Annotated in this window: 20 protein-coding genes and 1 pseudogene; 14 read left to right on the forward strand and 7 right to left on the reverse strand. The window is 69.8% G+C overall.

Features of this window, described 5'->3' with window-relative positions; all coding sequences use genetic code 11:
• From BGO15_RS07605 to BGO15_RS07615, 3 genes and pseudogenes are all read right to left on the reverse strand, one after another.
• Positions 1 to 1291: pseudogene (locus BGO15_RS07605) on the reverse strand (hypothetical protein); the annotation flags it as partial.
• Positions 1288 to 3054: a hypothetical protein gene (locus BGO15_RS07610; protein WP_156454697.1), complete on the reverse strand. Its 1767-nt coding sequence runs from the start codon at positions 3052 to 3054 to the stop codon at positions 1288 to 1290. The gene BGO15_RS07610 and the pseudogene BGO15_RS07605, both read right to left, overlap by 4 nt.
• Complete coding sequence (locus tag BGO15_RS07615; protein WP_082483162.1) at positions 3051 to 4403, reverse strand: tyrosine-type recombinase/integrase; 1353 nt, start codon at positions 4401 to 4403, stop codon at positions 3051 to 3053. The genes BGO15_RS07610 and BGO15_RS07615 overlap by 4 nt, the downstream gene beginning before the upstream one ends.
• A 16-nt stretch (positions 4404 to 4419) precedes the next feature.
• Here BGO15_RS07615 and BGO15_RS07620 point away from each other — a divergent pair, with 16 nt between their 5' ends.
• The 3 genes from BGO15_RS07620 to BGO15_RS07630 are packed head-to-tail and all read left to right on the forward strand — an operon-like array spanning position 4420 to position 7287.
• Positions 4420 to 5100, forward strand: coding sequence for a magnesium chelatase subunit ChlI family protein (locus BGO15_RS07620; RefSeq protein ID WP_268768611.1), 681 nt, complete (start codon positions 4420 to 4422; stop codon positions 5098 to 5100).
• A complete protein-coding gene (gene dprA, locus BGO15_RS07625) occupies positions 5097 to 6278 on the forward strand; it encodes a DNA-processing protein DprA (protein ID WP_273188252.1) in 1182 nt (393 codons plus the stop codon). Before BGO15_RS07620 ends, dprA begins: the two co-directional genes overlap by 4 nt.
• Positions 6279 to 6336: 58 nt before the next feature.
• Positions 6337 to 7287, forward strand: coding sequence for a tyrosine recombinase XerC (locus BGO15_RS07630; protein WP_082483167.1), 951 nt, complete (start codon positions 6337 to 6339; stop codon positions 7285 to 7287).
• A 48-nt stretch (positions 7288 to 7335) separates the two neighbouring features.
• On the opposite strand, the gene BGO15_RS07635 is transcribed toward BGO15_RS07630, so the two are convergent.
• Positions 7336 to 7857, reverse strand: coding sequence for a M23 family metallopeptidase (locus BGO15_RS07635; RefSeq protein ID WP_056208554.1), 522 nt, complete (start codon positions 7855 to 7857; stop codon positions 7336 to 7338).
• A gap of 289 nt (positions 7858 to 8146) precedes the next feature.
• Here BGO15_RS07635 and rpsB point away from each other — a divergent pair, with 289 nt between their 5' ends.
• The 9 genes from rpsB to BGO15_RS07680 all read left to right on the forward strand — a co-directional run bounded on the left by rpsB (position 8147) and on the right by BGO15_RS07680 (position 14770).
• A complete protein-coding gene (gene rpsB / locus BGO15_RS07640; RefSeq protein ID WP_056208557.1) occupies positions 8147 to 8974 on the forward strand; it encodes a 30S ribosomal protein S2 in 828 nt (275 codons plus the stop codon).
• A gap of 98 nt (positions 8975 to 9072) precedes the next feature.
• The gene (tsf, locus tag BGO15_RS07645; RefSeq protein ID WP_045248420.1) at positions 9073 to 9900 is read left to right on the forward strand and encodes a translation elongation factor Ts; all 828 of its coding nucleotides are present in this window, start codon (positions 9073 to 9075) and stop codon (positions 9898 to 9900) included.
• 102 nt (positions 9901 to 10002) lie between these two features.
• Complete coding sequence (gene pyrH / locus BGO15_RS07650) at positions 10003 to 10719, forward strand: UMP kinase (protein WP_045248419.1); 717 nt, start codon at positions 10003 to 10005, stop codon at positions 10717 to 10719.
• Positions 10720 to 10793: 74 nt separating this feature from the next.
• Entirely contained in the window at positions 10794 to 11348 is a 555-nt protein-coding gene (frr, locus tag BGO15_RS07655) for a ribosome recycling factor (RefSeq protein ID WP_056208561.1), read from the forward strand.
• 8 nt (positions 11349 to 11356) lie between these two features.
• Positions 11357 to 12355, forward strand: coding sequence for a phosphatidate cytidylyltransferase (locus BGO15_RS07660; protein WP_082483168.1), 999 nt, complete (start codon positions 11357 to 11359; stop codon positions 12353 to 12355).
• The gene (locus BGO15_RS07665) at positions 12352 to 12957 is read left to right on the forward strand and encodes a DivIVA domain-containing protein (protein ID WP_056208564.1); all 606 of its coding nucleotides are present in this window, start codon (positions 12352 to 12354) and stop codon (positions 12955 to 12957) included. Before BGO15_RS07660 ends, BGO15_RS07665 begins: the two co-directional genes overlap by 4 nt.
• Before the next feature lie 83 nt (positions 12958 to 13040).
• Positions 13041 to 13757, forward strand: coding sequence for an aggregation-promoting factor C-terminal-like domain-containing protein (locus BGO15_RS07670; RefSeq protein WP_235557355.1), 717 nt, complete (start codon positions 13041 to 13043; stop codon positions 13755 to 13757).
• 3 nt (positions 13758 to 13760) lie between these two features.
• A complete protein-coding gene (locus tag BGO15_RS07675; RefSeq protein ID WP_082483169.1) occupies positions 13761 to 14048 on the forward strand; it encodes an Rv1322 family protein in 288 nt (95 codons plus the stop codon).
• The gene (locus BGO15_RS07680; RefSeq protein ID WP_056208567.1) at positions 14045 to 14770 is read left to right on the forward strand and encodes an alpha/beta hydrolase; all 726 of its coding nucleotides are present in this window, start codon (positions 14045 to 14047) and stop codon (positions 14768 to 14770) included. The genes BGO15_RS07675 and BGO15_RS07680 overlap by 4 nt, the downstream gene beginning before the upstream one ends.
• Positions 14771 to 14780: 10 nt before the next feature.
• Here BGO15_RS07680 and BGO15_RS07685 read toward each other — a convergent pair whose 3' ends face one another.
• Positions 14781 to 15839: an AI-2E family transporter gene (locus tag BGO15_RS07685; RefSeq protein WP_045248415.1), complete on the reverse strand. Its 1059-nt coding sequence runs from the start codon at positions 15837 to 15839 to the stop codon at positions 14781 to 14783.
• Positions 15840 to 16002: 163 nt separating this feature from the next.
• Between BGO15_RS07685 and BGO15_RS07690 the strand changes: the two genes are divergently transcribed.
• Entirely contained in the window at positions 16003 to 17835 is a 1833-nt protein-coding gene (locus BGO15_RS07690; RefSeq protein WP_056208570.1) for a DUF8094 domain-containing protein, read from the forward strand.
• On the forward strand, positions 17832 to 18767 hold the full coding sequence (locus BGO15_RS07695) for a tetratricopeptide repeat protein (protein ID WP_045248413.1): 936 nt from the start codon (positions 17832 to 17834) through the stop codon (positions 18765 to 18767). Before BGO15_RS07690 ends, BGO15_RS07695 begins: the two co-directional genes overlap by 4 nt.
• 34 nt (positions 18768 to 18801) lie before the next feature.
• Here BGO15_RS07695 and glgB read toward each other — a convergent pair whose 3' ends face one another.
• Together glgB and BGO15_RS07705 are read right to left on the reverse strand one after the other, a co-directional pair.
• The gene (gene glgB / locus BGO15_RS07700; protein WP_056209189.1) at positions 18802 to 20958 is read right to left on the reverse strand and encodes a 1,4-alpha-glucan branching protein GlgB; all 2157 of its coding nucleotides are present in this window, start codon (positions 20956 to 20958) and stop codon (positions 18802 to 18804) included.
• Entirely contained in the window at positions 20955 to 23039 is a 2085-nt protein-coding gene (locus BGO15_RS07705; RefSeq protein WP_082486229.1) for an alpha-1,4-glucan--maltose-1-phosphate maltosyltransferase, read from the reverse strand. The genes glgB and BGO15_RS07705 overlap by 4 nt, the downstream gene beginning before the upstream one ends.
• Between the last annotated feature and the right edge of the window lie 7 nt (positions 23040 to 23046).

Consider the following 23046-nt stretch of genomic DNA (forward strand, 5'->3'; position numbering starts at 1 on the left):
GGCCGGACTTGATCGGCGCGAACAGCCAGTCGGTGCGGTCCCGGGCCCGGTCGCGGTGGATCCGCTCCAGCACGTCGATCGCGGTCGCGGCGGACTCGCCGACCACCCAGGTCGCGGGAACCCCGGTGGGGGTGCCTTCGCCTTTGAACGCGACGCTGGTCACCCGCCACCGGTACGGGTGCCCGTTGCCATCTTTCTCGGCGGTGCAGCAGCCGCGGCGCAGGTGCTTGACCTCGCTGTCCCGCATCCCGGACAGGAAGGCGACGAGGATGTAGCAGGCTGCTTGCAGCATCTGGGTGAGGACGGTGAGCGAGTCGTCGCGGATCGGGTCCAGGGAGACGCCCTTGAGCCACGGGGCGCCGTCGATGCGCCCCCGGATCGGCACGCCCAGGTAGGCGAAGTCGGACACGCCGAGCGTGGCGACGGCGTCGGCGATGGCAGCGTGGTGGTCGTCGAGGGCGCGGCGGTCGCAGCCGATCGTGCGGGCGATCGCGGCGTGATTGACCTGTCCGTTGAAGCCCGGCAGCGGGCGCCCCTCCTGGTGGGCGTCCTCCAGGTACCGGGTGATGCTGATCAGGTTCGAGCCGCGGGGAGAGTGGCGGCGGGGGCGGCTGACTCGCAACTGCGCCCACCGGGTGACGGCGTCCAGGATGTCATCGGCGAAGTCGTTGACGAACCGCATCGCCCACACCAGCAGCCGGCTGTGGACATCCTCGGGGATCCTCGCGGTGGTGTTCTCGGTGCGGGGGCTGTGCTGCTCCTTCCAGCCGGGGATGGTGCGCGGGTCCACGCGGAGCGCTTCGCCGCCGAGGCCCTGCCGGTACCGCCACAGGAACACCGTCGCGGCGCGCAGTGCGTGCCGACGGGTCGCGGTGCGGTACTCGGTGATCAGGAACCGCTGGAACTGCAGCAGCGTGTCAGTGGTGGCCAGCGAGACGGGGCGGCCGCCGTGGTGCCCGTCCAGCCAGCGCAGGAACACGCCGATGTTGTAGAACATGGACACGACGGTGCTGATCGTCGGCCGCGGCTCGTCGGGCGGCAGCGGCCCGGACAGGGCGAGGTAGGCCAGCGACTTGAGGGTGTGCCGGTAGCCGGGTGGCACGATCCGGAACCGGAGGGTGAGCCCGCGTTCCTGCCCTTGTAGCGCGGCGGGCGCCACCGGCCACTCGTCGTCCCCGAACCGGGCCGTGTCGGCGATGCCGACCCCGGGCCGCAGCGCACGGCCGTGCAGCACGAACGTACCCGGCAGCGGCCCGGGAACGGTGGCGTCGGGGCGGGGGAGCGTGCTCATGGCTGCTCCCAGGAGGGTTCGACGAGGTCGAGGAGGCTGTCGTCGGGCTTGACCTGCTCGGCGCTGCTCACCTCCGCTTCGCTGAACTTGGGCAGCACTTCGTAGCGGATCGCCGCCCACGCGGGCCCGTATCGTGTCCACCAAGCGCTCTCGCCCAGCTGGGTTCGGCGCGCCTCGAGCGCGTCCAGCAGGCTGAGCAGCCGCGGCAGGTGGTCGCCGGTGATCATGCAGTTGCCGCAATGGAAGCAGTCCAGGAAGCTCGCCGCGCATCGTCGTCCCGTCAGCGGATGGTGGTCGTGGTCGGCGCATCTCGCCCACGCGGTCTCGGTGCCCTCGCCCCGGTCGTGTTCGGTTCCCGCCGCGGGACGGATCTCCAACGCGGTCCGTCCCTGGGTGGCCAGTGCGCGTCGGTGCGCGGCCCACGCGGCCTGCTCGACCTCGGCGACCGTGTCGGCGATCAGCCGGTGCGCCCAGTCGATCGTGGCGTGGTCCCCGGAGAGGTAGTTGCGGAACAGCACCGCGGTGGTGTTGCTGCGTGCCGCGGTGGGAAGGTGCCCGCCCATCTGGCGGGTGCGGCGCACGTCGACGCTTGTCTTGAGCCGGTTGAAGTTCAGCCGCAGCAGCACCGGGTCGCCGTTCTCATCGGGTTCGTCGGCGACGATCCCGCGGGCTCGCACCCAGTTCTGGTGGCGCAGGCTCGCGTCCAGGGCGGCGGCGAACGGATCGCGGCATCCGTCCGCGCCACTGCGCCGCCCGGTGTGGTGATACACCGCCCAGAACGCCGGCGCGTCCAGCAGCTGGCGGCCCGCGGACATCAGCTCGTGCAGCAGCAGATACACCCCGCCCGGGGTGATCAGCTCGTTCCCGGGCGGCCCGATCTCCCAGGTCACCGTCCGATGCCAGCGGCCTGGGCCCCGGCGCCGCTTGATGACTTCGACTTCCACGGCGAGGTCCTCGATGACCCGGTGCTCGGCGCGCAGTTCCTTGACGACCTCGACGTTCCATCCGGTCGTCGCAACCAGCAGCACCAGCATCGGGGTCAGGTCGTTGCGGGTGACGAACAGCTGCTCCGCGACCCGCCGCCGCGCCGCCGCGGCATGGGTCGCGGGCACGCCTCGCAGTGGCACGTGCCCGGTGGATCGTGCGACCTCGATGCGCTGCTGCTCCGATGCGGTGCGCTCCGCGGGCACGGTCAGCCGGTCCCGCAGCGCGGCGACGTCTGTGCGGGCTGCGGCCACCAGCCGGCTCAGCTCGCCATCGGAGTATCCCGATACCGGTGAGTTCCGATTCGTCTGATGCGGACGCATCCTGTCGCGGACCTCCGCGGGCACCAGGCCGGCCAGCGGCTGAGTCTCGAACGTCCGCGCCGCTGACCTCAGCTCGAGCCGTGCGGCCCGCTCGCCGACCGCGTCGGCGCGGAATCGGCGGTATGCGTCGACATGCTCGACACGCAGCTCGCTCGGGTGCTGGGGCGGGCGCAGCTGCTGTCCGTAGAACCGGATCATCCGTGTCAGCATGCCCCACGCCGTCTGCGCCGACGCGCGGGTGCGCAACGAACCGGCAGGACCGGTCCTGGCCGCCCAGCTCGCCGCGAGGCTCTGATGCCATCCCGGCAACGGCAGCGCGCCGACATCGAAGGTGAAGGACCGGTCGTCCTCACCGTGGAACTCGATGACCAGCCCCGCCGCCACCGGCCGGGGCGTGTAGTGACCTGTCGGCGCCAGGGTCGGCCTCCCCGTCCTGGTGCTGCCGCGCCCGCTCATGACCGGTCCCGCCTATCCAGGTTCACGACCAGCCGCGCGTCGCGGGAGTCTTCCCACGGATCGGACACCAGCGTCATCCGCGTCTGCATCTCCAGCTCCTCCAACGCATGCAAGTACACCTGCGTCGTGGTCACGCTCTTGTGTCCCAGCCGCCGCCGCACCCAATCGAGCGGATCGCCGAAGATCCGCGTGTAATGCTGCCGCTGGTCGGGGCTCATTCCGGCCAGCGCGGCGATGTGCCCGCGCTGCAGCTGCTCCAACGTCAGCACCGCGAACGTGTGACGCAGCATGTGCGCGTGCGCGCGGACGGACAGCCCGTGCTTGTGGCACCGGGCGTTCGCCTGACGGAAGATGTCCTTCCAGCTCGCCGTCGACATCGGAGCGCCGTCCTCGTTCAACCACAGCGCCGCCGGCTCCCACCCATCCCGGCCCCGCACCAGCAGCAGCCGCCGCTCCTCCGGGGTCAGCAGCGACAGCTTCACCGCCCCCGAGTCCTCGGAGACCGGGCGCGCCAGGAGACGATCATCCAGAAGCAGAAAGCCCCCGCCCGGATCGTCATACAAGCCGCGGGCTTGAGCCCGGGCGATCGCCACACGCCGGTCGACGTCGATATACGCCCACAGCTCCCGCAGGATCATCGACGGCACATACACCCACCTCGCCGATCCCGCCTTCGCGATCGCGCCCGGCAGCCAGAACCGGTGATAACCGCCCTGCGTCCGTACCTCGGGGATCTCGGTGACCGTCAACGATGCCTGCTCCGTCAACCGCAGACCGGTACGCACCATCAGATCGGCGAACGCCGCGTTCCGATCCGCCCAACGACCCCGGAACACCGGATCCGGCAACCCGTCTGCACCATACCCACGCAGGCCCACGTCCCGCCACTGCCGGTACGAGCGCGACGGGAGCCAGCGGATCTGATCGCGCCGCGACGCATGCGAGTACGTCGCCGCCGTCAGACCCCGCCCCCCATCGGCGCCGTATCCGCTCGCGACCCGACGCGATCGCTGGGGAATCGGGCTCTCCACGAGCTGCCCCCGGGAGACCTGCCAGCGATAGAACCGATCGACCCCGCTCACCTCACGATCCCACGTCGCAGGACTCACCCGAGGCCCGGCAGGATCCTCCCGCCGCCAGATCAGATACGCCCGATGATCGTCCTCCGTCGCATCCGACCAGCCAACACCGCCACGGCCCAGATGAAGGAAATCAAGGAACCCCTTCAGATCCCGCGCATACCCGACCCTCGTCGACATCCGGGCCGTGAGCATATCCGCGGAATAGAAGAACGCGTTCAACCGCACGTCGTACTCGAACGTCGGCGCGATCAGAAACGGCGTGCCCAACGGGATCCCCACACCCGTGCGCCACGCACCCCAGCCATCCAACACATCCGCCGCGCCGACGCCCCGCAATCCAGTCGCGCGAAAGCCGTCCTGCGCCCGATGCAACCGCCACACAGACCGCCCAAGAACACCAGACCGCGAGTTAGACACAACAGCGACCGTACTTGCGTCTTCGAAAGCAAACACCGGACACGCCGCAAACCCCAGCCACAATCTCGCGACCAACCCTTGCCCGTGCGGGAACCACGGCGTGCGAGGTGCGCTCTGCGAATGCCCGCCGTCGGCGATCCGCCGCTACCGCGCGCGGCTGTCGGGTCCGCTCCTCGATCGGATCGACATCGAGATGAGGATGACCCGAGTCACCCGTGTGCCGCACAGTCGCGGCCGCACGTCCAGCGCTGATGCGCGGGAGCGGGTGAGGGGTGCGCGCGAGCGCGCCGCCCGGCGTCTGCGCGAGACCCCGTGGACCGTGAACGCGGAGATCGACGGGGCGTGGTTGCGGCAAGGTCCCCACGCGCCTACGTCGGACGTGCGGGCTCCGCTGGATGCGGCACTCGAACGCGGTCTGCTGACCCTGCGTGCCTATGACCGCGTGCTGCGTGTCGCCTGGAGCGTCGCCGACCTCGCCGGGCACGATCGCCTCACCGGTGACGACATCGGCCGCGCGCTGTACCTCAAGCGGGGGATGGCGGCGTGAACGGCACCTCGACAGATGCGCGTGCGGTGCGCGCGCGTGCCGATGCGCTCGGCCTTCCTGACGATGAGTTCCGCGACGACCGCGATGCGGCGATCGTGTGGAGCACTCTCGTCGAACCGGGTGACCGCGTGGCGGGCGCGGCGATCGCGCAGTGGGGCGCACGGGGAGCCCTCGACCGCGCACGGCGGGGTGATGCCGAGGGCGGACGTCTGGTCGGCGATGCCGTGTGGTCGGCCGCGCTGCGGCGGTGGGGTCCACGCTGGGATGCCGCGACCCTCCGCGACACCGTCGAGCTCGCCGCCCGCGCCGGAGCCGGGCTGCTGACCCCGGTCGATGCCGGCTGGCCGCGCTCGCTCGGCGATCTCGGCGCGCACGCGCCGGTCGCCCTCTGGGTGCGAGGTGACGCGTCTGCGCTCGCGGCGGAGCCGTCGATCGCAATCGTCGGCGCACGGGCGGCGACCGCGTACGGCGAAGCGGCGGCCGCTGAGGTGGCGGGCGACCTCGCCGCACGAGGCGTGATCATCGTCTCCGGCGCGGCCTGGGGGATCGATGGCGTCGCCCACCGGGCTGCGTTCGGCGTCGGTGGCCGCACCGTCGCGGTGCTGGCGGGCGGTGTCGACAAGGTGTATCCGTCGGGGCATACCGAGCTGATCGAGGCGGCGATGGCCGCGGGAGGCGCCGTGGCCGCGGAGGTGCCGTGCGGCGCCGCGCCCACCAAATGGAGATTTCTCCAGCGCAACAGGCTGATCGCGGCGCTCGGAGCCGCCACTGTCGTCGTCGAAGCGGGCTGGCGCAGCGGATCCCTGAACACCGCAGGCCACGCGTCGGCCCTCGGGCGGCCGCTCGGCGCGGTCCCCGGTCCGATCACCTCCCCGGCCTCAGCGGGATGTCATCGGCTGTTGCGCGACTACGACGCCGTCTGCATCACGTGCGCCGATGACGCCCTCGCGCTCGTCGGCATCGACGCCGGGCTCGCATCCGGCGCGGGCGTCGACGCCGCGCGCACCGACGACGCGACGCGGGTGCGCGACGCCCTCTCGACGAGGGCGCCGCGCACGGTGGGCGACATCGCGCGCCGGGCAGGCATGGACCCGTCCGACGTTGCGGTCATCCTCGGATACGCCCTGCTTGCCGGTGACGCGGTCGACCGAGGTGAGGGGTGGCTTCGGGTGACCTGATGCGTCATCGTCGCCGCGTCGTGCCCAGCGTCGGAGCATCGCACCGCACACTGGGACCATGACGTCCGAGGCATCCGTCGTGCCGTCGCCCCCGCGCCCGCCCGTCGCGCTGGACGCGGTCGCCCTCGAATGGCTCGTCCACCTTCGCGACGTTCGGCGCCTGTCTCCTGCCACGGTGCGGGCGTACACACAGGACATGGCCGATCTCTCGCACCATCTCGGCGAGCACCGTTCGATCGACGACATCGACACGGATGATCTGCGGGAGTGGATGTGGGCTGCCGTGCAGCGGGGGGACGCGCCGGCGACGCTCGCCCGTCGCCGTGCCACTGTGCGTGGACTGTTCTCGTGGGCATTCGAGCGGGGACAGGTGGCGCGAGACCCTGCGGCCCGCCTCGCCGCACCAGCCCGCGGGCGCACCCTGCCGAGGGTGGCCACCACGACCGCGGTCGACCAGGTGCTGGCGGCGGCCGCAGCCCGGGCCGCCGAACGGGACCCCGTCGCCGTGCGCGATCACGCGCTCCTCGAGATGCTCTACGCGACCGGAGTACGGGTCTCGGAGCTCTGCAGTCTGCGCGTGGCCGACATCGACCGCGTGCGCCGCACCGCGCGAGTGCGCGGCAAGGGCGACAAAGAGCGGGTCGTCCCCTTTGGCGCGCCCGCCGACCGTGCCCTCGGCGAGTACCTCGACAGTGCACGACCGGTGCTTCGGGCTCGGAGTGCGGTCCCGGGCGACCGCGTCTTTCTCGGTGCGCGCGGGGGCGCGCTCGCCCCCCGCGCGGTCTACCGGGTCGTCAGCAGTGCACTCGCGCCAGCCCTCGGTGTCGCGCACGTCGGTCCGCATACTCTCCGTCACACGGCCGCCACGCATCTGCTCGACGGCGGGGCGGACCTGCGGGCGGTGCAGGAGCTGCTCGGCCACGCGAGCCTGGGTACCACCCAGATCTACACCCATGTGTCGACGGAGCGGCTGACCGCTGCCTACCGTCAGGCGCATCCGCGCGCCTGACGGGTGCGGCCGTTGGCGTCCTCATCGAGACGCCGGCTCTGGTCGTGCTCAGCCGCAGCACGGCAGCAGCACTGCCCGCTCGACTCTTCCGAGGAACAGCAACGGATTGACGTACGCTCCGTGCAGACGTGCGCCGAGATGGACGCCCCCGGGCGCGACGTGGCCCCCGGTCGTCACCGTTCCCACCTGATCGCCTGCCGCGATGCGGGCGCCCACGGGAAGGCCGGAAGCCACTGGCTCAAGAGTGCTGACCACACCGTCGTCATGCCGGATCGTGATCACTGCTCGATCCACCACGATGCCCACGAACGCGACCACTCCGTCATCGACGGCGACCACGGGTGCGCCCTCATTCGCAGCCAGGTCGATTCCGCGATGACCCGCGCCGTAGGCGCTGGCGGGTGCCGCGTATCCGGCGATGACGCGCGGCGGCGCGACCGGCCACGACCAGGTGGGCTGCGCGACCCCACGGGCACCGCCCGGCGCAGCGGTCGGTGTCGCGTCCGCCGGTGCGCCCGGCGCGAGGGCCAGTGCGGCGGTGAGGAGGGCGGCGATGAGGGGGCGGCGCATGGGTCGATGCTGGCCTTCGCGGCGCACGCGGGAGCGAACCATGCAACTCGCGGGGGAGGCCGCATCCGCTCGGCCGCCGGGGGAGGAGACGGCGTCCTGTATGCTGAACGAGCACCTCGCTTGTCGGGGTGACTACGCGTGCCCAGAGTCCGGCGGTCTCCGCCGGGTGGCATCCACTCCGACGGTCCCGTCTCGACGGGCGGAGTGGCGCCGGGCACCAGGCTCCGCGCCGCATCCGCGCGCAGAGGACAACCGCAAGAGGCGCCCCGCGCCAGACAGGAGAACGGCCATGGCCGTCGTCACCATCCGCCAGCTGCTCGACAGCGGCGTGCACTTCGGACACCAGACCCGCCGGTGGAACCCGAAGGTGAAGCGCTTCATCCTCACCGAGCGCTCCGGCATCCACATCATCGACCTGCAGCAGTCGCTGTCGTACATCGACAAGGCGTACGAGTTCGTCAAGGAGACGGTCGCCCACGGCGGCACCGTGCTCTTCGTCGGCACGAAGAAGCAGGCCCAGGAGGTCATCGCCGAGCAGGCGACCCGCGTCGGCCAGCCCTTCGTCAACCAGCGCTGGCTGGGCGGTCTGCTCACGAACTTCTCCACCGTGTCGAAGCGCCTCGCACGCATGAAGGAGCTCGAGGAGCTCGACTTCAACGACCCGGCCGGCACCGGCTTCACCAAGAAGGAGCTGCTGCTCAAGCAGCGCGAGCTCGACAAGCTGCACAAGTCGCTCGGCGGTATCCGCAACCTCACCAAGACGCCGTCGGCGATCTGGGTGGTCGACGCCAAGCGCGAGCACCTCGCGATCGACGAGGCCAAGAAGCTCGGTATCCCCGTGATCGGCATCCTCGACACGAACGCCGACCCCGACGAGTTCCAGTTCCCGATCCCGGGCAACGACGACGCGATCCGCTCGGTCTCGCTGCTCACCCGCATCATCGCGGACGCCGCAGCCGAGGGGCTCATCCAGCGCCACCAGCCCGCCGGCGATGCCGAAGAGGCCGAGCCTCTGGCGGAGTGGGAGCGCGAGCTGCTCGAGCAGCCCCAGGCCGAGGTCGTCGAGGTCGAGGCTGCCCCCGAGGCCGCTGTCGCGCCCGCGGCCGACGCCCAGTAAACCTCCGCGTCGTCCAGACGCACTACGATCGGCGCGGCGTGCGCATCGCGCCGCGCCGATCGCCCACGCGAACGCATAGACAGAAGGAGCCGCCACCCATGGCCAACTTCACCATCGCTGACATCAAGGCGCTGCGCGAGCAGCTCGGCACCGGCATGGTCGACACCAAGAAGGCACTCGAGGAGGCCGACGGCGACGTCGAGAAGGCCGTCGAGATCCTGCGCCTCAAGGGCGCGAAGGGCAACGCCAAGCGCGCTGACCGTTCGACGAGCGAGGGCCTCGTGACCGCTCGCGAGCTCGGCGGCAAGGTGACGCTCGTCGAGCTCGCCTGCGAGACCGACTTCGTCGCGAAGAACGAGCGTTTCATCGCCCTCGCTGACAAGGTCGCGGATGCCGCGGCCGCCGCCGGTGCGGACTCCGCCGAGGCCGCTCTGGCCGCCGACGCGAACGGCCAGACCGTCGAGCAGCTCATCTCGGACGAGGCCGCGATCATCGGTGAGAAGGTCGAGCTGCGCCGCGTGCGCACGCTCGCCGGTGACCACATCGAGGTGTACCTGCACAAGACCAGCAAGGACCTGCCCCCGCAGGTCGGTGTGGTGCTCGCCTACTCGGGCGACGACGCCGAGACCGCTCGCTCGCTCGCGCAGCACATCTCGTTCGCCAACCCGAGCTACCTCACCCGCGACGAGGTCCCCGAGGCCGATGTCGAGAAGGAGCGCGAGATCGTCACCGAGATCTCCCGCAACGAGGGCAAGCCGGAGGCCGCGCTGCCGAAGATCGTCGAGGGCCGCGTGAACGCGTTCTTCAAGCAGGTCGCGCTGCTCGACCAGGACTACGCCAAGGACAACAAGCTCTCCGTCGCGCAGGTCGCGAAGGACGCCGGTCTGACGCTCACGGGCTTCGCCCGCTTCAAGGTCGGCGCCTGATCGCCGCGAAGGGCCCGCATCGCTCGATGCGGGCCCTTCGTCGTGCGTGCCCGAAGTCTGGCGTGCGCACTCGCTAAGTTGGACACGACGAGAGGACCCCGCATGGATGAATCGACCGGACGCCGTCGCGTCCTCCTCAAGCTCTCCGGTGAAGCGTTCGGGGGTGGATCCCTCGGGGTCAATCCGGATGTCGTCAGCCGCATCGCGCGCGACATCGCCGCCGCCGTCGACACGGTGGAAGTGGCCGTGGTCGTGGGCGGCGGCAACTTCTTCCGCGGCGCCGAGCTGAGCCAGCGCGGGATGGACCGCGGTCGCGCCGACTACATGGGCATGCTGGGCACGGTGATGAACGCCCTCGCCCTGCAGGACTTCCTCGAACAGGCCGGAGCGGCGACACGCGTCCAGTCCGCCATTTCGATGACGCAGGTCGCGGAGCCGTACATTCCGCGGCGCGCGGAGCGCCACATGGAGAAGGGCCGCGTCGTGATCTTCGGCGCCGGTGCGGGTCTTCCCTACTTCTCGACGGACACCGTCGCCGCGCAGCGCGCGCTCGAGATCGGTGCTGATGAGGTGCTCGTCGCGAAGAACGGTGTGGACGGCGTGTACACGGCCGATCCTCGCAAGGACCCCGCGGCGACGCGGATCGACACCATCACCTACGGCGACGCGCTCGTGCGGGGACTGAAGGTCGTCGACTCCACCGCGTTCAGCCTGTGCATGGACAACCGCATCGACATGCGCGTGTTCGGCATGGAGCCCGACGGCAACATCACCAAGGCGCTTCTGGGCGAGAAGATCGGCACGCTCGTCACCTCGTGACCCTCGTTCCCGCCCAGGTCGGGCGGAGACCCTGCCACTAGACTCTGAGACTGCACCACCGAGGGGAGACACCCATGATCGCCGACGTTCTGGCCGATGCCGGAGAGCGTATGGACCGCGCTGTCGAGTCCGCGAAGGAGGACTTCGCGACCGTCCGCAGCGGGCGCGCGAACCCGCAGCTGTTCCAGAAGGTGCTCGTCGAGTACTACGGGACTCCCACCCCGCTCGCGCAACTGGCCTCTCTCGCGAACCCCGAGGCCCGCACCCTCATCGTGACCCCGTACGACAAGACCGCTCTCAAGGCGATCGAGCAGGCGATCCGCGACATGCCGAACCTCGGCGCGAATCCCACCAATGACGGGAACATCGTGCGCGTGAGCCTTCCTGAGCTGACTCAGGAGCGTCGCAAGGAGTTCGTGAAGATCGTCCGCGGCAAGGGGGAGGACGCGAAGGTGCACCTTCGTGGCATCCGCCGCAAGGCCAAGGACGATCTGGACGCGCTGAAGTCCGAGGTCGGTGAAGACGACCTCGTGCGTGCGGAGAAGGAGCTCGACGCGCTCACCCGCGGCCACGTCGACTCGATCGACGACGCGCTCAAGCGCAAAGAGGCCGAGCTCCTCGAGGTCTGACCGCGATCATGAGTGACTCGTCGCGCGACGCCGACCCGTCGCCGGACACCGTGCCGAGCGGCCACGGGTCGATGCGGCGTTCCTCGCGAGCGCCGCGCAACGAGTTCGAACTGCAGATGGCGCACGCACGCGCCGAGTTCGAAGAGGCGAATGCGCGCATCAAGCAGCGCACGGGGCGAGACCTGATCCTCGCGATCGTGATCGGCCTCGCGATCGGTCTGGTCGTGTTCGTCTCGCTCGTCTTCGCGAACTGGCCGTTCGCGCTGTTCGCCCTCGCGGTCGCCGTCCTCGGGGTCTTCGAGTTCTCGCGAGCGCTGCAAGGTGCCGGCCGGAAGGTCGACCTCATCCCGCAGGTCGCGATCGCCGTGATCGTGCCGGCGACGGCATACCTGCTCGGGCCGTGGCAGATGTGGGTCGCGCTCTTCTGCGGCGTGGTGGTCGCGATCGTCTGGCGCCTCGTGGGGCAGATGATCGAGCGGGACGGCCGCACCTACGGCAACGTCGTCGACGACGTGCTGCTGGCCACCTTCGTCCCTCTTTACGTTCCGTTCCTGGCGAGCCTCGCCATTCTGCTGCTGCGGCAACCGCATGGCGAGTGGTGGGTGATGGCGTTCCTCATCATCACGATCGTCGCGGACACCGGCGCCTACGTCTCGGGTCTGACCTTGGGACGTCATCCGATGGCGCCGAAGATCAGTCCCAAGAAGACCTGGGAGGGCTTCGCGGGAGCTGCAGTGCTCTCCGTCGTCGGCGCGATTCTGCTGGCGTGGCTGATGCTCGGTCTCCCGTGGTGGACCGGCATCATCATCGGACTTGTTATCCTCGGCACCGCGACCGCCGGTGACCTCGGCGAATCCATGATCAAGCGGGACCTGGGCATCAAGGACATGAGTTCGTGGCTCCCCGGTCACGGCGGCGTCCTCGACCGGTTGGATTCGATCCTTCCGTCGGCCGGAGCGGCTCTGGCCCTGTACTACGTGTTCTTCCCGATGGGAGTGGTGTCATGACCGTTCACGACGAACCGTCGAGTGCGATCGATCAGATCGAGGCGGACGCCTACAGCGAGCCGTTGTTCCCGGTCGAGCGCGGGCGTACTCGCGGATACGAGCCGCGAGCGGTGGAGGCATTCCTGGCGCAGGCACGGGACGCGTTCGAGACGGATGCTGCGGGCTCACCCTTCAGCGCGGAGAGCGTGCGCTCGGCGTCGTTCCCGGTCGTGCGGCACGGCTACCAGGTCGCAGCGGTCGACGCCGCCCTGTCGCGGGTGGAAGACGCCTTCGCTGCGCGGGAGCGCGCAGACGCGATCGACGCCCTCGGACCGGCCCGGTGGATCGACGTGCACCGCGGCCTGGCGCAGGAGATCCTCGATCGGCTCACGCGTCCCCGGCGCGAGCGGTTCGCGCGAGTTCCCTGGATCCGCTACGGCTATCGGCTCGATGAGGTCGACATCGTCGCCGACCGTATCGCCGGATACCTGGCGGCGGGGGAGCCGGTCACCGTTGAGCAGGTGCGCGCTGTTGCATTCCGCATGCAGCGCGGCGGCTACGACGAGCTGCAGGTCGACGCGGTGCTCGATGCCGTCGTCACCGTGCAGTTGGCTGTGGACTGATCGGATTGTGGACTGATCGGATGCAGCGGCACGCGTCGGCATCGATGGCGCACCCAGGCTGTGCGGGTTAGACTCGCGACACTGTGACTTCTGGCTACCACGTGACGACTGTGCGCACCGCTCCCGCCACCCGACGGGAAGCGCGCCTGGCGGCGGCGCAGATGCCGCGGTCCGCGGTGGTCGCCCGTCGTCCTCGATGGTCTCGTCGGCGGGCGGTTGCGAGCGTGTTCGCCGTGGTCGCCGCCGTGGGCTTCCTGGGCGCGTCTCTCGCCCCTGCGGGCATGGCGGTGGCATCAGCGGGCACGGATCCGAGTGCGGCATCCGCGCCCTCGTCGATCTACTCGATCACCGTCGCGGCGGCGCAGTCGCTGTCGGTGTCGGGTGACGCGACGGTCGAGCTCGACCGCGGGGGCTATTCGGCCGCGGCCAAGCCGAAGGTCGTCGCGACGGCCACCTCGAGTGTGAAGTCGTTCGTTCCGCCGTTCGTGACCCCGGACCCCGGCACCGCGCAGGCGATCGCACTGCAGATGCTGGAGGCGCGCGGCATGGGGCAGGACCAGTTCTCGTGCCTGGTCGCCCTGTGGAATCGCGAGTCGGGCTGGAACGTCGCCTCCTACAACAAGGGGAGTGGCGCCTATGGCATCCCGCAGGCCCTTCCCGGCAGCAAGATGGCCAGCGCCGGCGCCGACTGGCAGACCAACCCGGCCACACAGATCACCTGGGGCCTGGGGTACATCACGGGCCGCTACGGCACCCCGTGCGGTGCCTGGGCTCACTCGAACGCGACCGGCTGGTATTGAGCCGTGCCGCGGTCGCATCGCCGTCGGCGAGACGACAGCGCGGCCGATGATTCGTTCGACCGGCTGCTGCAAGGGTTTCGGCGAATCGAGACTCGCCGCGGTGTCGAGTGGAACGTGCAGCCGGTCGGTCCGGCGAATGCCGTCAAGGAGTACGTCTGCCCGGGGTGCGGGCGCGTGGTCATTCCGGGTACAGCCCACCTGGTCGCATGGCGGGCTGACGGGGTCCTCGGTGATGCGGCTGACCTCGCCGCTCGTCGTCACTGGCACGAGAGCTGCTGGCGGATCGGATGAGCGCGGAGATCCGAGGCGCGGTGCAGCTGCCGGCGCGACGTGAAGAGGTGTCGCTGCGCACGTCCGACGGGCTCACGCTCGTCGGGGAGCTGGCGGAGCCGCTCGAGCGCCGTCCGGTCGCGACCCTGGTGACGCTGCATCCTCTGCCCACGCAGGGCGGGTTCATGGACTCCCACATCCTTCGGAAGGCGGCCGCGCGGCTTCCGGCGTTGGCGGACATCGCCGTGCTGAGGTTCAACACCCGTGGCACCGTCTCGCCACGGGGAAGGAGCGAGGGAACCTTCGGCGATGGTGAGGCCGAGGCGGCCGATCTGGCCGCCGCGGTCTCGTTCGTCGCCGAGCGGGGACTGCCGGTGCCGTGGCTCGTCGGCTGGTCGTTCGGCACGGAGGTCGCGCTCAAACACGGGCGTGGGCATGACATCGCCGGGCTCATCCTTCTGTCTCCGCCGTTGCGACGCACGACCGAGCGCGAGCTCGCCGCATGGGCCGGTGACGGGAGGCCGATGGTGGCGGTCGTTCCGGAGTGGGATGACTTCCTCCCCCCGGTGCAGGCGCGCGAACGTTTCGCCGCCGTTCCGCACGCACGGATCGTGGATGTCCCCGAGGGCAAGCACCTCTGGGTGGGTGAGACGCAGACGCGGCGCGTGCTCGATGAGATCGTGTCGATCGTTCGTCCGGGGGCGGACCCCCTCCCGACCGAATGGAGCGGGGAGCTGGGCTGACGCGAAGCCCTCAGAGCTCGTTCTGTCGAGGAATGAGCACCTGGCGGAAGAGGATCAGGATGCTCGCGGCGATCGGAATCGCGACGAGCGCACCGAGCAGGCCCAGAAGGGAACCGCCGGCGAGGGCGGCGATCACGACGACCGCGCCGGGCACGGAGACCGCGCGGTTCATGATGCGCGGGGACAGCACGTAGGCCTCGAGCTGCATGTAGAGAAGGTAGTAGATGCCTGCGGCGAGGGCGGTTGCGGGCGATCCCAGTCCGGGGATGAGGCAGGTCAGGACGATGATCGCGGAGCCGGTGAGCGTTCCGACGAGGGGGATCAGGGAGAAGAAGAAGGCCACGACAGCGAGCACGGCGGGGAAGGGCGCCTGGATGATCGACAGGTAAATCGCGCTCAGCACGCCGTTGACCACGCCGAGAGCGACCTGTCCCATGACGTAGTAGCCGACCGAATCCGTGATCTGCTCGGACAGATCCACGAAGCGCGACCGCTTCGATGACGGGACCATGCTGTACACCGCGGCCTTCAGCGACGGGGTCGACGCGGTGAAGTAGATGGTGAGCACCAGGACGATGACAGCGCCCGTCAGTCCGCTGAAGAATGCGAGACCCGCGTTGATGAGGCCTCCGGTGATGGATCCCCAGTTGGCGAGAAGCCAGTTCTGCACATTCGTGAGAGCGTCGTTCATGGACGAGTCGCTGAGGCCGGGGAACACGGTGTGCACCCAGTTCTTCACGTCGTCGATGAAGGTGCCCGCCTGGAAGTAGCGGGTGATCTCCTGCACGAGGTCGCTGACCTGCCCGATGAGGATCGGCAGCACCATGAGCACGATGCCGGCGAACAGGGCGAGCACGGCGAGGATCGTCAGCAGAACCGCGGCCCATCGCGGCAGTCGCCGACGCTCGAGGAACGAGACGACGGGCTCGAGTCCGAGCGAGAGGAACAGCGCGGTACCGATGTAGAGGAGGATCGTCGAGAGGGTCTGCACGCTGGAGATCAGGAGGATCCCGAGTCCCACACCGAGCGTCGCGAGGAAGGCGGTGCGGAAGGGCTGATACAGCTTCACGGCGGCTCCTGGGGGCGGTGTCGGTCTGGCTCGAGACTACGGCGTTCCGTCGAGATGCCCCTGTCGTACACGCTCGCGGGACGTGCCCAGGTCGTCTGGGCTAACCTGGAGAGTCGGCCGTGTCGGCGTGTCTCATACCCGGGGACAGGGAAGGACTCATTTCGTGCGTTTTGTGTGGGCCGTGGCCGCATTCGTGCTCGCCGCCATCCTGATCGGCGCCGGGATCTCCCAGCGGACCATCTTCCAAGGTCCCCCTGAGCGCACCGCGCAGATTCACACGAGCGGATCGGCCCCGTACACGCTGATCGACGGTGCTGTGCTCACTCGCGAGCCGGGCGTCCAGCGGGTCGCGCTGCGCGGGGCATCCGCTCTGTTCGTGTCGTATGGCCGTACCGCCGACGTGAAGGCGTGGCTGTCGAACGTGTCGTACAACGACGTCACGCTCGACGCGTCGGGCAACACCCAGACGACGGTGGTGGCGGCTGCGGCGAACGCAGCGCAGACCGTCGATCCGACGGACGCCACCAACGAGCAGGTCGCGACGGATGCCGCGACTCCCGTTCCCCCGACCGGCTCGGATCTGTGGCTCGAGGAGTTCTCCGGAAGCGGTGCCCTCTCCAGCTCGCTGCAGGTGCCGCAGGGAATGAGCGTGCTGGTCGCGTCTGACGGCAAGGCCGCCGCACCGTCGACGGTGACGATCAGCTGGCCGCTGCGCGCATCGACCCCCTGGGCCGGGCCCCTCATCGTGCTCGGAGGAGTGTTCCTTCTCGTCGGCATCGTGCTGTACATCCTCGCGATCCGGCATTCGCGACGGTCCCGCGGCCCGCGTCGCAAGGCTCCGCCGCCTCTTCCGGTGACCGAGCCGATCGATCTCGCGATCGAGTCGCCCGACCGCGGCGTCATCTCTTCGAGCCCGCCCTCGACACGCCGGTCTCGGGGCACCCGACGGCTGCTCGCGCTTCCGATCGCCCTCGTGGGCGTCCTCGCGTTCGCGGGATGCTCGGCCGATTCCTGGCCGGTGCCCGATCCTTCGTCCAGTCCCTCCGATTCGGCAGCGCCGACGGTACCGGCGGGACAGCCCGCCCCGGTGGTGAGTTCCGCGCAGGCGCAGAACATCATCGCTCGCGTGCGTGACACCGTCGGCACCGCAGACGCGTCTCTCGATGCGAATCTGGCCGCCACGCGTCTCGCGGGCGCCGCACTGGCGGAGCGTCAGACGAATTACACCCTGCGCGGCAAGGTGTCCGACATGACGGCGCTGCCGGCGATCCCGTCCGGTCAGGTCTATCCGATCCTGCCGCAGGCCTATGACGCCTGGCCGCGCATGGTCATGGCGGTTGTGAGCGACGAGACCGACGGCAAGAAGACGGCGACCATCATGATGCTCCAGCAGCAGGATCCGTGGTCGAACTACAAGCTGCAGTACCTCGGCAGTCTCGCGGGATCGACCGTGCTTCCCGATCTCGCCCCGGACTTCGTGGGCGCGACCCAGATCCCGCCGGATTTCGGACTCCTGTCCATCGCTCCCGACCAGCTTGCGGCCGCGTATGCCGACCTGCTGACGAACGGGGAGAACAGCACATCGGCGAACCTCTTCGATGAGCAGTCGGACGCCTTCTACGCGAGTGTGCAGGCCGACCGGCAGAAGCGCCTGCAGGAGTTCAACACGACCGCGTCGACCACCGGCAGCTTCACGTTCTCGGCCGAGGCGGGCGGCACGACCCCGCTGGCACTGGCGACGCTCGAGAGCGGCGCGATCGTCGCGGTGAGTGTCAACGAGGTCGACACGGTGAAGCCGACGGGAGGCGACATCACCATCAAGTTCGGCGACAACAAGGTGGTGGCGGCGCTCACCGGCGCGACCGAGTCGCCCACCGGCGTGACGAGCCGCTACGCCGACCAGCTGTTCTTCTATGTCCCCGCGCAGGGGTCGACCGACCGCATCCGTCTGCTCGGCTACAGTTCGAACGTGCTCGACGCGAAGGTGATCCAGTGAGCTCTCCCACCCCCGGTTCCGTCCTCCGCGGCGCTGTCGACCTCTCGTCGTTGCGCAACCGCCCGGCAGCGCCGGCGCCGGGTGCTGCACCCGCGGCCGGGGCTGCGGGGGCGCCCTCGCTCGTGATCGACGTCACCGACCAGAGCTTCCCGCAGGTGCTCGAGATCTCCCGCAGCGTGCCGGTGGTCGTGGACCTCTGGGCCGAATGGTGCGGGCCGTGCCTGCAACTGAGCCCGATCCTCGAGAAGGTCGTGCTCGAGCTCGACGGCAAGCTGCTGCTCGCCAAGGTCGACGTCGACGCGAACCCCCAGCTTGCGCAGGCTTTCCGCGCCCAGTCGATCCCTCTCGTCGTGGCACTCGTGGGCGGCCAGCCCGTGCCGCTGTTCACCGGCGCCGTCCCCGAGGAGCAGGTGCGTGAGGTCTTCGCGCAGCTCCTGCAGGTCGCGGCGCAGAACGGCGTGACCGGCACGGTGCCCCGTGGCGAGCAGGATGCCGCGACGGAACCCGTCGAGCCGGAGCTTCCGCCGCTGCACCAGGAGGCCTTCGCGGCGATCGAAGCCGGCGACTATCCGCGTGCCGAGGCGGCGTACGAGCAGGCGCTCGTCGAGAACCCGCGGGACGAGGACGCCCGTGCGGGTCTCGGTCAGGTGCGACTGCTCGCACGCGTCGCGGGACTCGACCTGCAGACGGCGCGGGCGGCGGCGGCCGCGGCACCGCTCGATGCCGACGCTCAGTTCGCCGTGGCCGATCTCGACCTCGCCGGAGGTCACGTCGATGACGCGTTCGGACGCCTCCTCGACCTGTTCGGGGCGCTCCCGGCCGACGAGCGCACGCCGGTGCGCGAGCGCCTGCTCGAACTGTTCGGTGTGATCGGGGACAGCGACCCGCGCGTCGTCCGCGCGCGTGGTCGTCTCACGTCGCTGCTGTTCTGAGTCCGCGGCGCCGACGCGGCTCGTCAGCGCGCGATCACTCGCCGTCCGCGTGCGCGAGCCACAGCACGCCGAGCGGCGGCAGTACGAGCGTCGCACGGGCCGCGGCATCCGTCTCGACGACGCCGTAGTTGCCGACCCCTGACCCGCCGTACTCGGTCGCGTCGGAGTTCAGCACCTCGCGCCAGCGACCGCGTTCCGGCAGGTCGATGACGTAGTCGTAGACCGGCGCGCCCGCGAAGTTGCAGAGCGCCACCACCACGTTGCCGTGATGGTCGCGCCGGGAGAAGGCCTGAACGGTGGGGTTCCACGTGGGGCCGCCCAGGCGCGCGAACGCGGCGCCGTCGGCGTCCCGTGACCACAGGGGTGCGTAGGCCTTGTAGGTCGCGTTGAGCACCGCGACGAAATCCGCGAGCTGACGGTGCGTGGGCTGCTCGAGAAGCCACCAGTCGAGACTGCGGCTCTCGGACCACTCGGCGAACTGGCCGAACTCCTGCCCCATGAACAGCAGCTGCTTGCCCGGGTGGGCCCACATGTAGGCGAGGTAGGCGCGCACGTTCGCGAGCTTCTGCCAGTGATCGCCCGGCATGCGCCCGATGAGGCTGCCCTTGCCGTGCACGACCTCGTCGTGTGAGATCGGCAGCACGTAGTTCTCGCTGAACGCGTAGACGAACGAGAACGAGAGCTCTCCCTCGTGGTGCGAACGGTAGAGCGGGTCTCGGGAGATGTAGACCAGCGAGTCGTTCATCCAGCCCATGTTCCACTTGAAGCCGAAGCCCAGCCCGCCGGCGTCGGTGGGCGCCGTGACACCCGGGAAGCTCGTCGACTCCTCCGCCGTCAGCGAGATGCCGGGGAACAGCTTGTAGGACGTCGCGGTGACCTCCTGGAGGAACGAGATGGCCTCGAGGTTCTCGCGGCCGCCGTGCACGTTCGGCTCCCACTCTCCCGGCTCGCGGGAGTAGTCGAGATAGAGCATCGAGGCCACGGCATCGACACGCAGTCCGTCGACGTGGAACTCGTCGAACCAGTACAGGGCGTTCGCCACGAGGAAGTTGCGCACCTCCGCGCGACCGTAGTCGAAGATGAGCGTGCCCCAGTCCTTGTGCTCGCCGCGCCGAGGGTCGGGGTGCTCATAGAGGGCATCGCCGTCGAAACGGGCGAGGGCGAAGGCGTCCTTCGGGAAGTGACCGGGTACCCAGTCCATGATCACGCCGATGCCGGCGCGATGGAGTCGGTCGATCAGATAGCGAAGATCGTCGGGGGAGCCGAAGCGACTGGTCGGGGCGTAGTAGCCCGACACCTGATACCCCCACGAACCGCCGAAGGGGTGCTCGGCGAGCGGCAGGAATTCGATATGCGTGAAGCCGTGAGCGGTGACGTAGTCGATGAGCGGATCAGCGGCGTCGCGGTAGGAGAGCCCCTGTCGCCACGACCCCAGGTGCACCTCGTAGATCGACATGGGCTGATCGAGGGGCTGATGCGTGGAGCGGTGGTGCAGCCAGTCGCCGTCGCCCCAGCCGTAGCGCGACCTGGTCACGATCGACGCTGTCGCCGGCGGAACCTCGGCCTGCCGGGCGAGCGGGTCGGCCTTGAGGATCCACTCGCCGTGCGCGGTGAGGATCTCGTACTTGTAGACGGCGCCCTCGCCGAGGTGCGGGACGAACAGCTCCCACACGCCGCTCGCTCCCATCGAGCGCAGTGCGTGGCCGGCCCCGTCCCAGTTATTGAACGCCCCGACGACACGCACGGCGCGTGCGTGGGGAGCCCAGACGGCGAAGGATGCCCCGGCGGTGCCGTCGCTCTCGCGCAGGTGGGCGCCGAGCACCCGCCACAGCTGCTCGTGGCGCCCCTCGGCGATCAAGTGCAGGTCGAGCTCGCCGATGGTCGGTGCGTGGCGATAGGGGTCGTCCGCGGTGAACGACGGACCGTTCGCGTAGGCCGTCTCGAGCTCGTAGGCGAGAGGCGGACCGACCCGCTCGCCCTCCCAGATCCCCGAGCGCACGTGCACGAGCGGCACGCGGTCGCCATCGACGAACACCGCCGTGACGCTGTCGGCGAGGGGACGTCGGGCGCGCACCGTCGCGCGGGCGGAGCCGGCGGCATCCCGATACGGATGGATGCCGAGGATCGCGTGGGGTTCGTGATGGGCGCCGTGCGCCACGGCGTCGAGTGCGGCGTCGTCGATGATGCTCATCGGCTGCTCCTCACGTGCAGGATGTGGGAGGGCTGGGTGAACGCGTCGAGGCGCACGTAGTTGTGCTCGCCCCAGGTCCACACGGCGCCCGTGACGAGATCCTCGACCTCGAACGGAGTGCCGGCGGGGACGCCGAACGTGCGGGAGTCGAGGTGCACCGTCGTCTCCCGCACCGAGTGGGGATCCACGTTCACGACGACGATGACGGTGTCGTCGACGCCGGCCGGGTTGAGGGCCGCGGGCAGGTGCTTCACATAGACGAGCACGGCGTCGTCGTCGCTCCACTGCACCTGCAGATTGCGCAGCTGCCGCAGGGCGGGATGAGCGCGACGGATCTCGTTCAGGCGTCGCAGGAACGGTGCGAGCGAGTCTCCGCGGGCCTCTGCGGCATCCCAGTCGCGGAACTTGTACTCATACTTCTCGTTGTCGATGTTCTCCTCGGCGCCCGGACGGGCGACGTTCTCGAACAGCTCGAAGCCGGCGTACACGCCGTAGCTGGGGGCCGCGGTGGCGGCGATCACGGCGCGTACGGCATACGCGGCCCGTCCGCCGAACTGCAGGTACTCGGTGAGGATGTCGGGCGTGTTGACGAACAGGTTGGGGCGCAGAAAGTCGGATGTCTCGTCCGCCGCGGTCTGCAGGAACTCCTCCAGCTCGGCCTTGGTGTTGCGCCAGGTGAAGTAGCTGTAGCTCTGCTGGAATCCGCCCATCGCGAGGGCGCGCATCGGGGCGGGCCGGGTGAACGCCTCTGCGAGGAAGACGACGTCGGGGTCGGTGCGCGTGACCTCGGCGATGAGCCACTCCCAGAACTGCAGGGGCTTGGTGTGGGGGTTGTCGACCCGGAAGATGCGCACGCCCTGGGCGATCCAGTGCCGCACGATACGCAGCACTTCGGTGCGGATGCCCTCGGGGTCGTTGTCGAAGTTCAGGGGGTAGATGTCCTGGTACTTCTTCGGCGGGTTCTCGGCGTACGCGATCGTGCCGTCGGGGAGGGTCGTGAACCACTCCGGATGCGCCGTGACCCAGGGGTGATCGGGCGAGGCCTGCAGGGCGAGGTCGAGCGCGACCTCGAGGCCCTCTGCGCGGGCTGCGCGCACGAACGCACGGAAATCCGCGAGCGTGCCGAGGTCGGGATGCACGGCGTCGTGTCCGCCCTCGGTGCCGCCGACGGCCCAGGGCGATCCGGGATCACCGGGGCCGGCGGTGAGGGTGTTGTTCGGGCCCTTGCGGTTGCGGACACCGATCGGATGGATCGGCGGCAGGTACAGCACGTCGAAGCCCATCCCGGCGACTCCAGGCAGGCGCTTGGTCGCGGTGCGGAAGGTGCCGCTCTTCACGACGCCGTTGCGCTGGCGGCGCGCGCCCTCGGACCGCGGGAAGAACTCGTACCAGGCACCGACACCGGCGCGCTCGCGCTCGACGAGGAGGGCGAGGTCATCGCCGAGGGTGACGAGCGAGGTCAGCGGACGGCGTGAGAACGCGGCGGCGAGGGCCGGGTCGTCGACGATCGCGAGCGCGGCGACGGTGTCGACGGTGCTGTCACGCAGTCGTTCCGCCTGGGCGCGCAGCTGCGCGCGCTCGGCGGTCGGCCGGTCCTTCTCCGCGGCGCCGCGCAGGAGCAGGAGCGCTCCCGACTCGCGCATGAGCTCGATGTCGACGCCGGCGGCGATCTTGACGGATGCCGCATGGTGCCAGGTCGCGATGTCGTCGCCGAACGCCTCGAACCGGAACCGCCAGGTGCCCTCTTCACGCAGGGCGACGAGTGCGCTCCACCGGTCGGGAACGCCGTCGACGGGCGCGAGGGCGTGCAGCGATTCGTCGCCGCTCGGGCTGAGTAGGCGCACGTGCACGCCGATGAGGTCGTGGCCCTCGCGGAACGCGGTGACGCTGAACGGCACCGCCTCGCCCGCGAACGCGGTGGGGGTGTAGCGCACGTCGGGTGCGACGGGACGCGGGCTTGCGAGGGGGATGCGACCGCTCACCGTTCCGTCCGGGGCCGCCCACGCGGAGGCGGGCCGGAGAGGAAGCGCGGAGGCGCTCAGCCAGGCGGAGGACGTCGGAGCCGGTGTCTTCTGTGCCACGGCTCGA

The organism is Microbacterium sp. 71-23, from assembly GCF_001897265.1.
Lineage (GTDB): Bacteria > Actinomycetota > Actinomycetes > Actinomycetales > Microbacteriaceae > Microbacterium > Microbacterium ginsengisoli.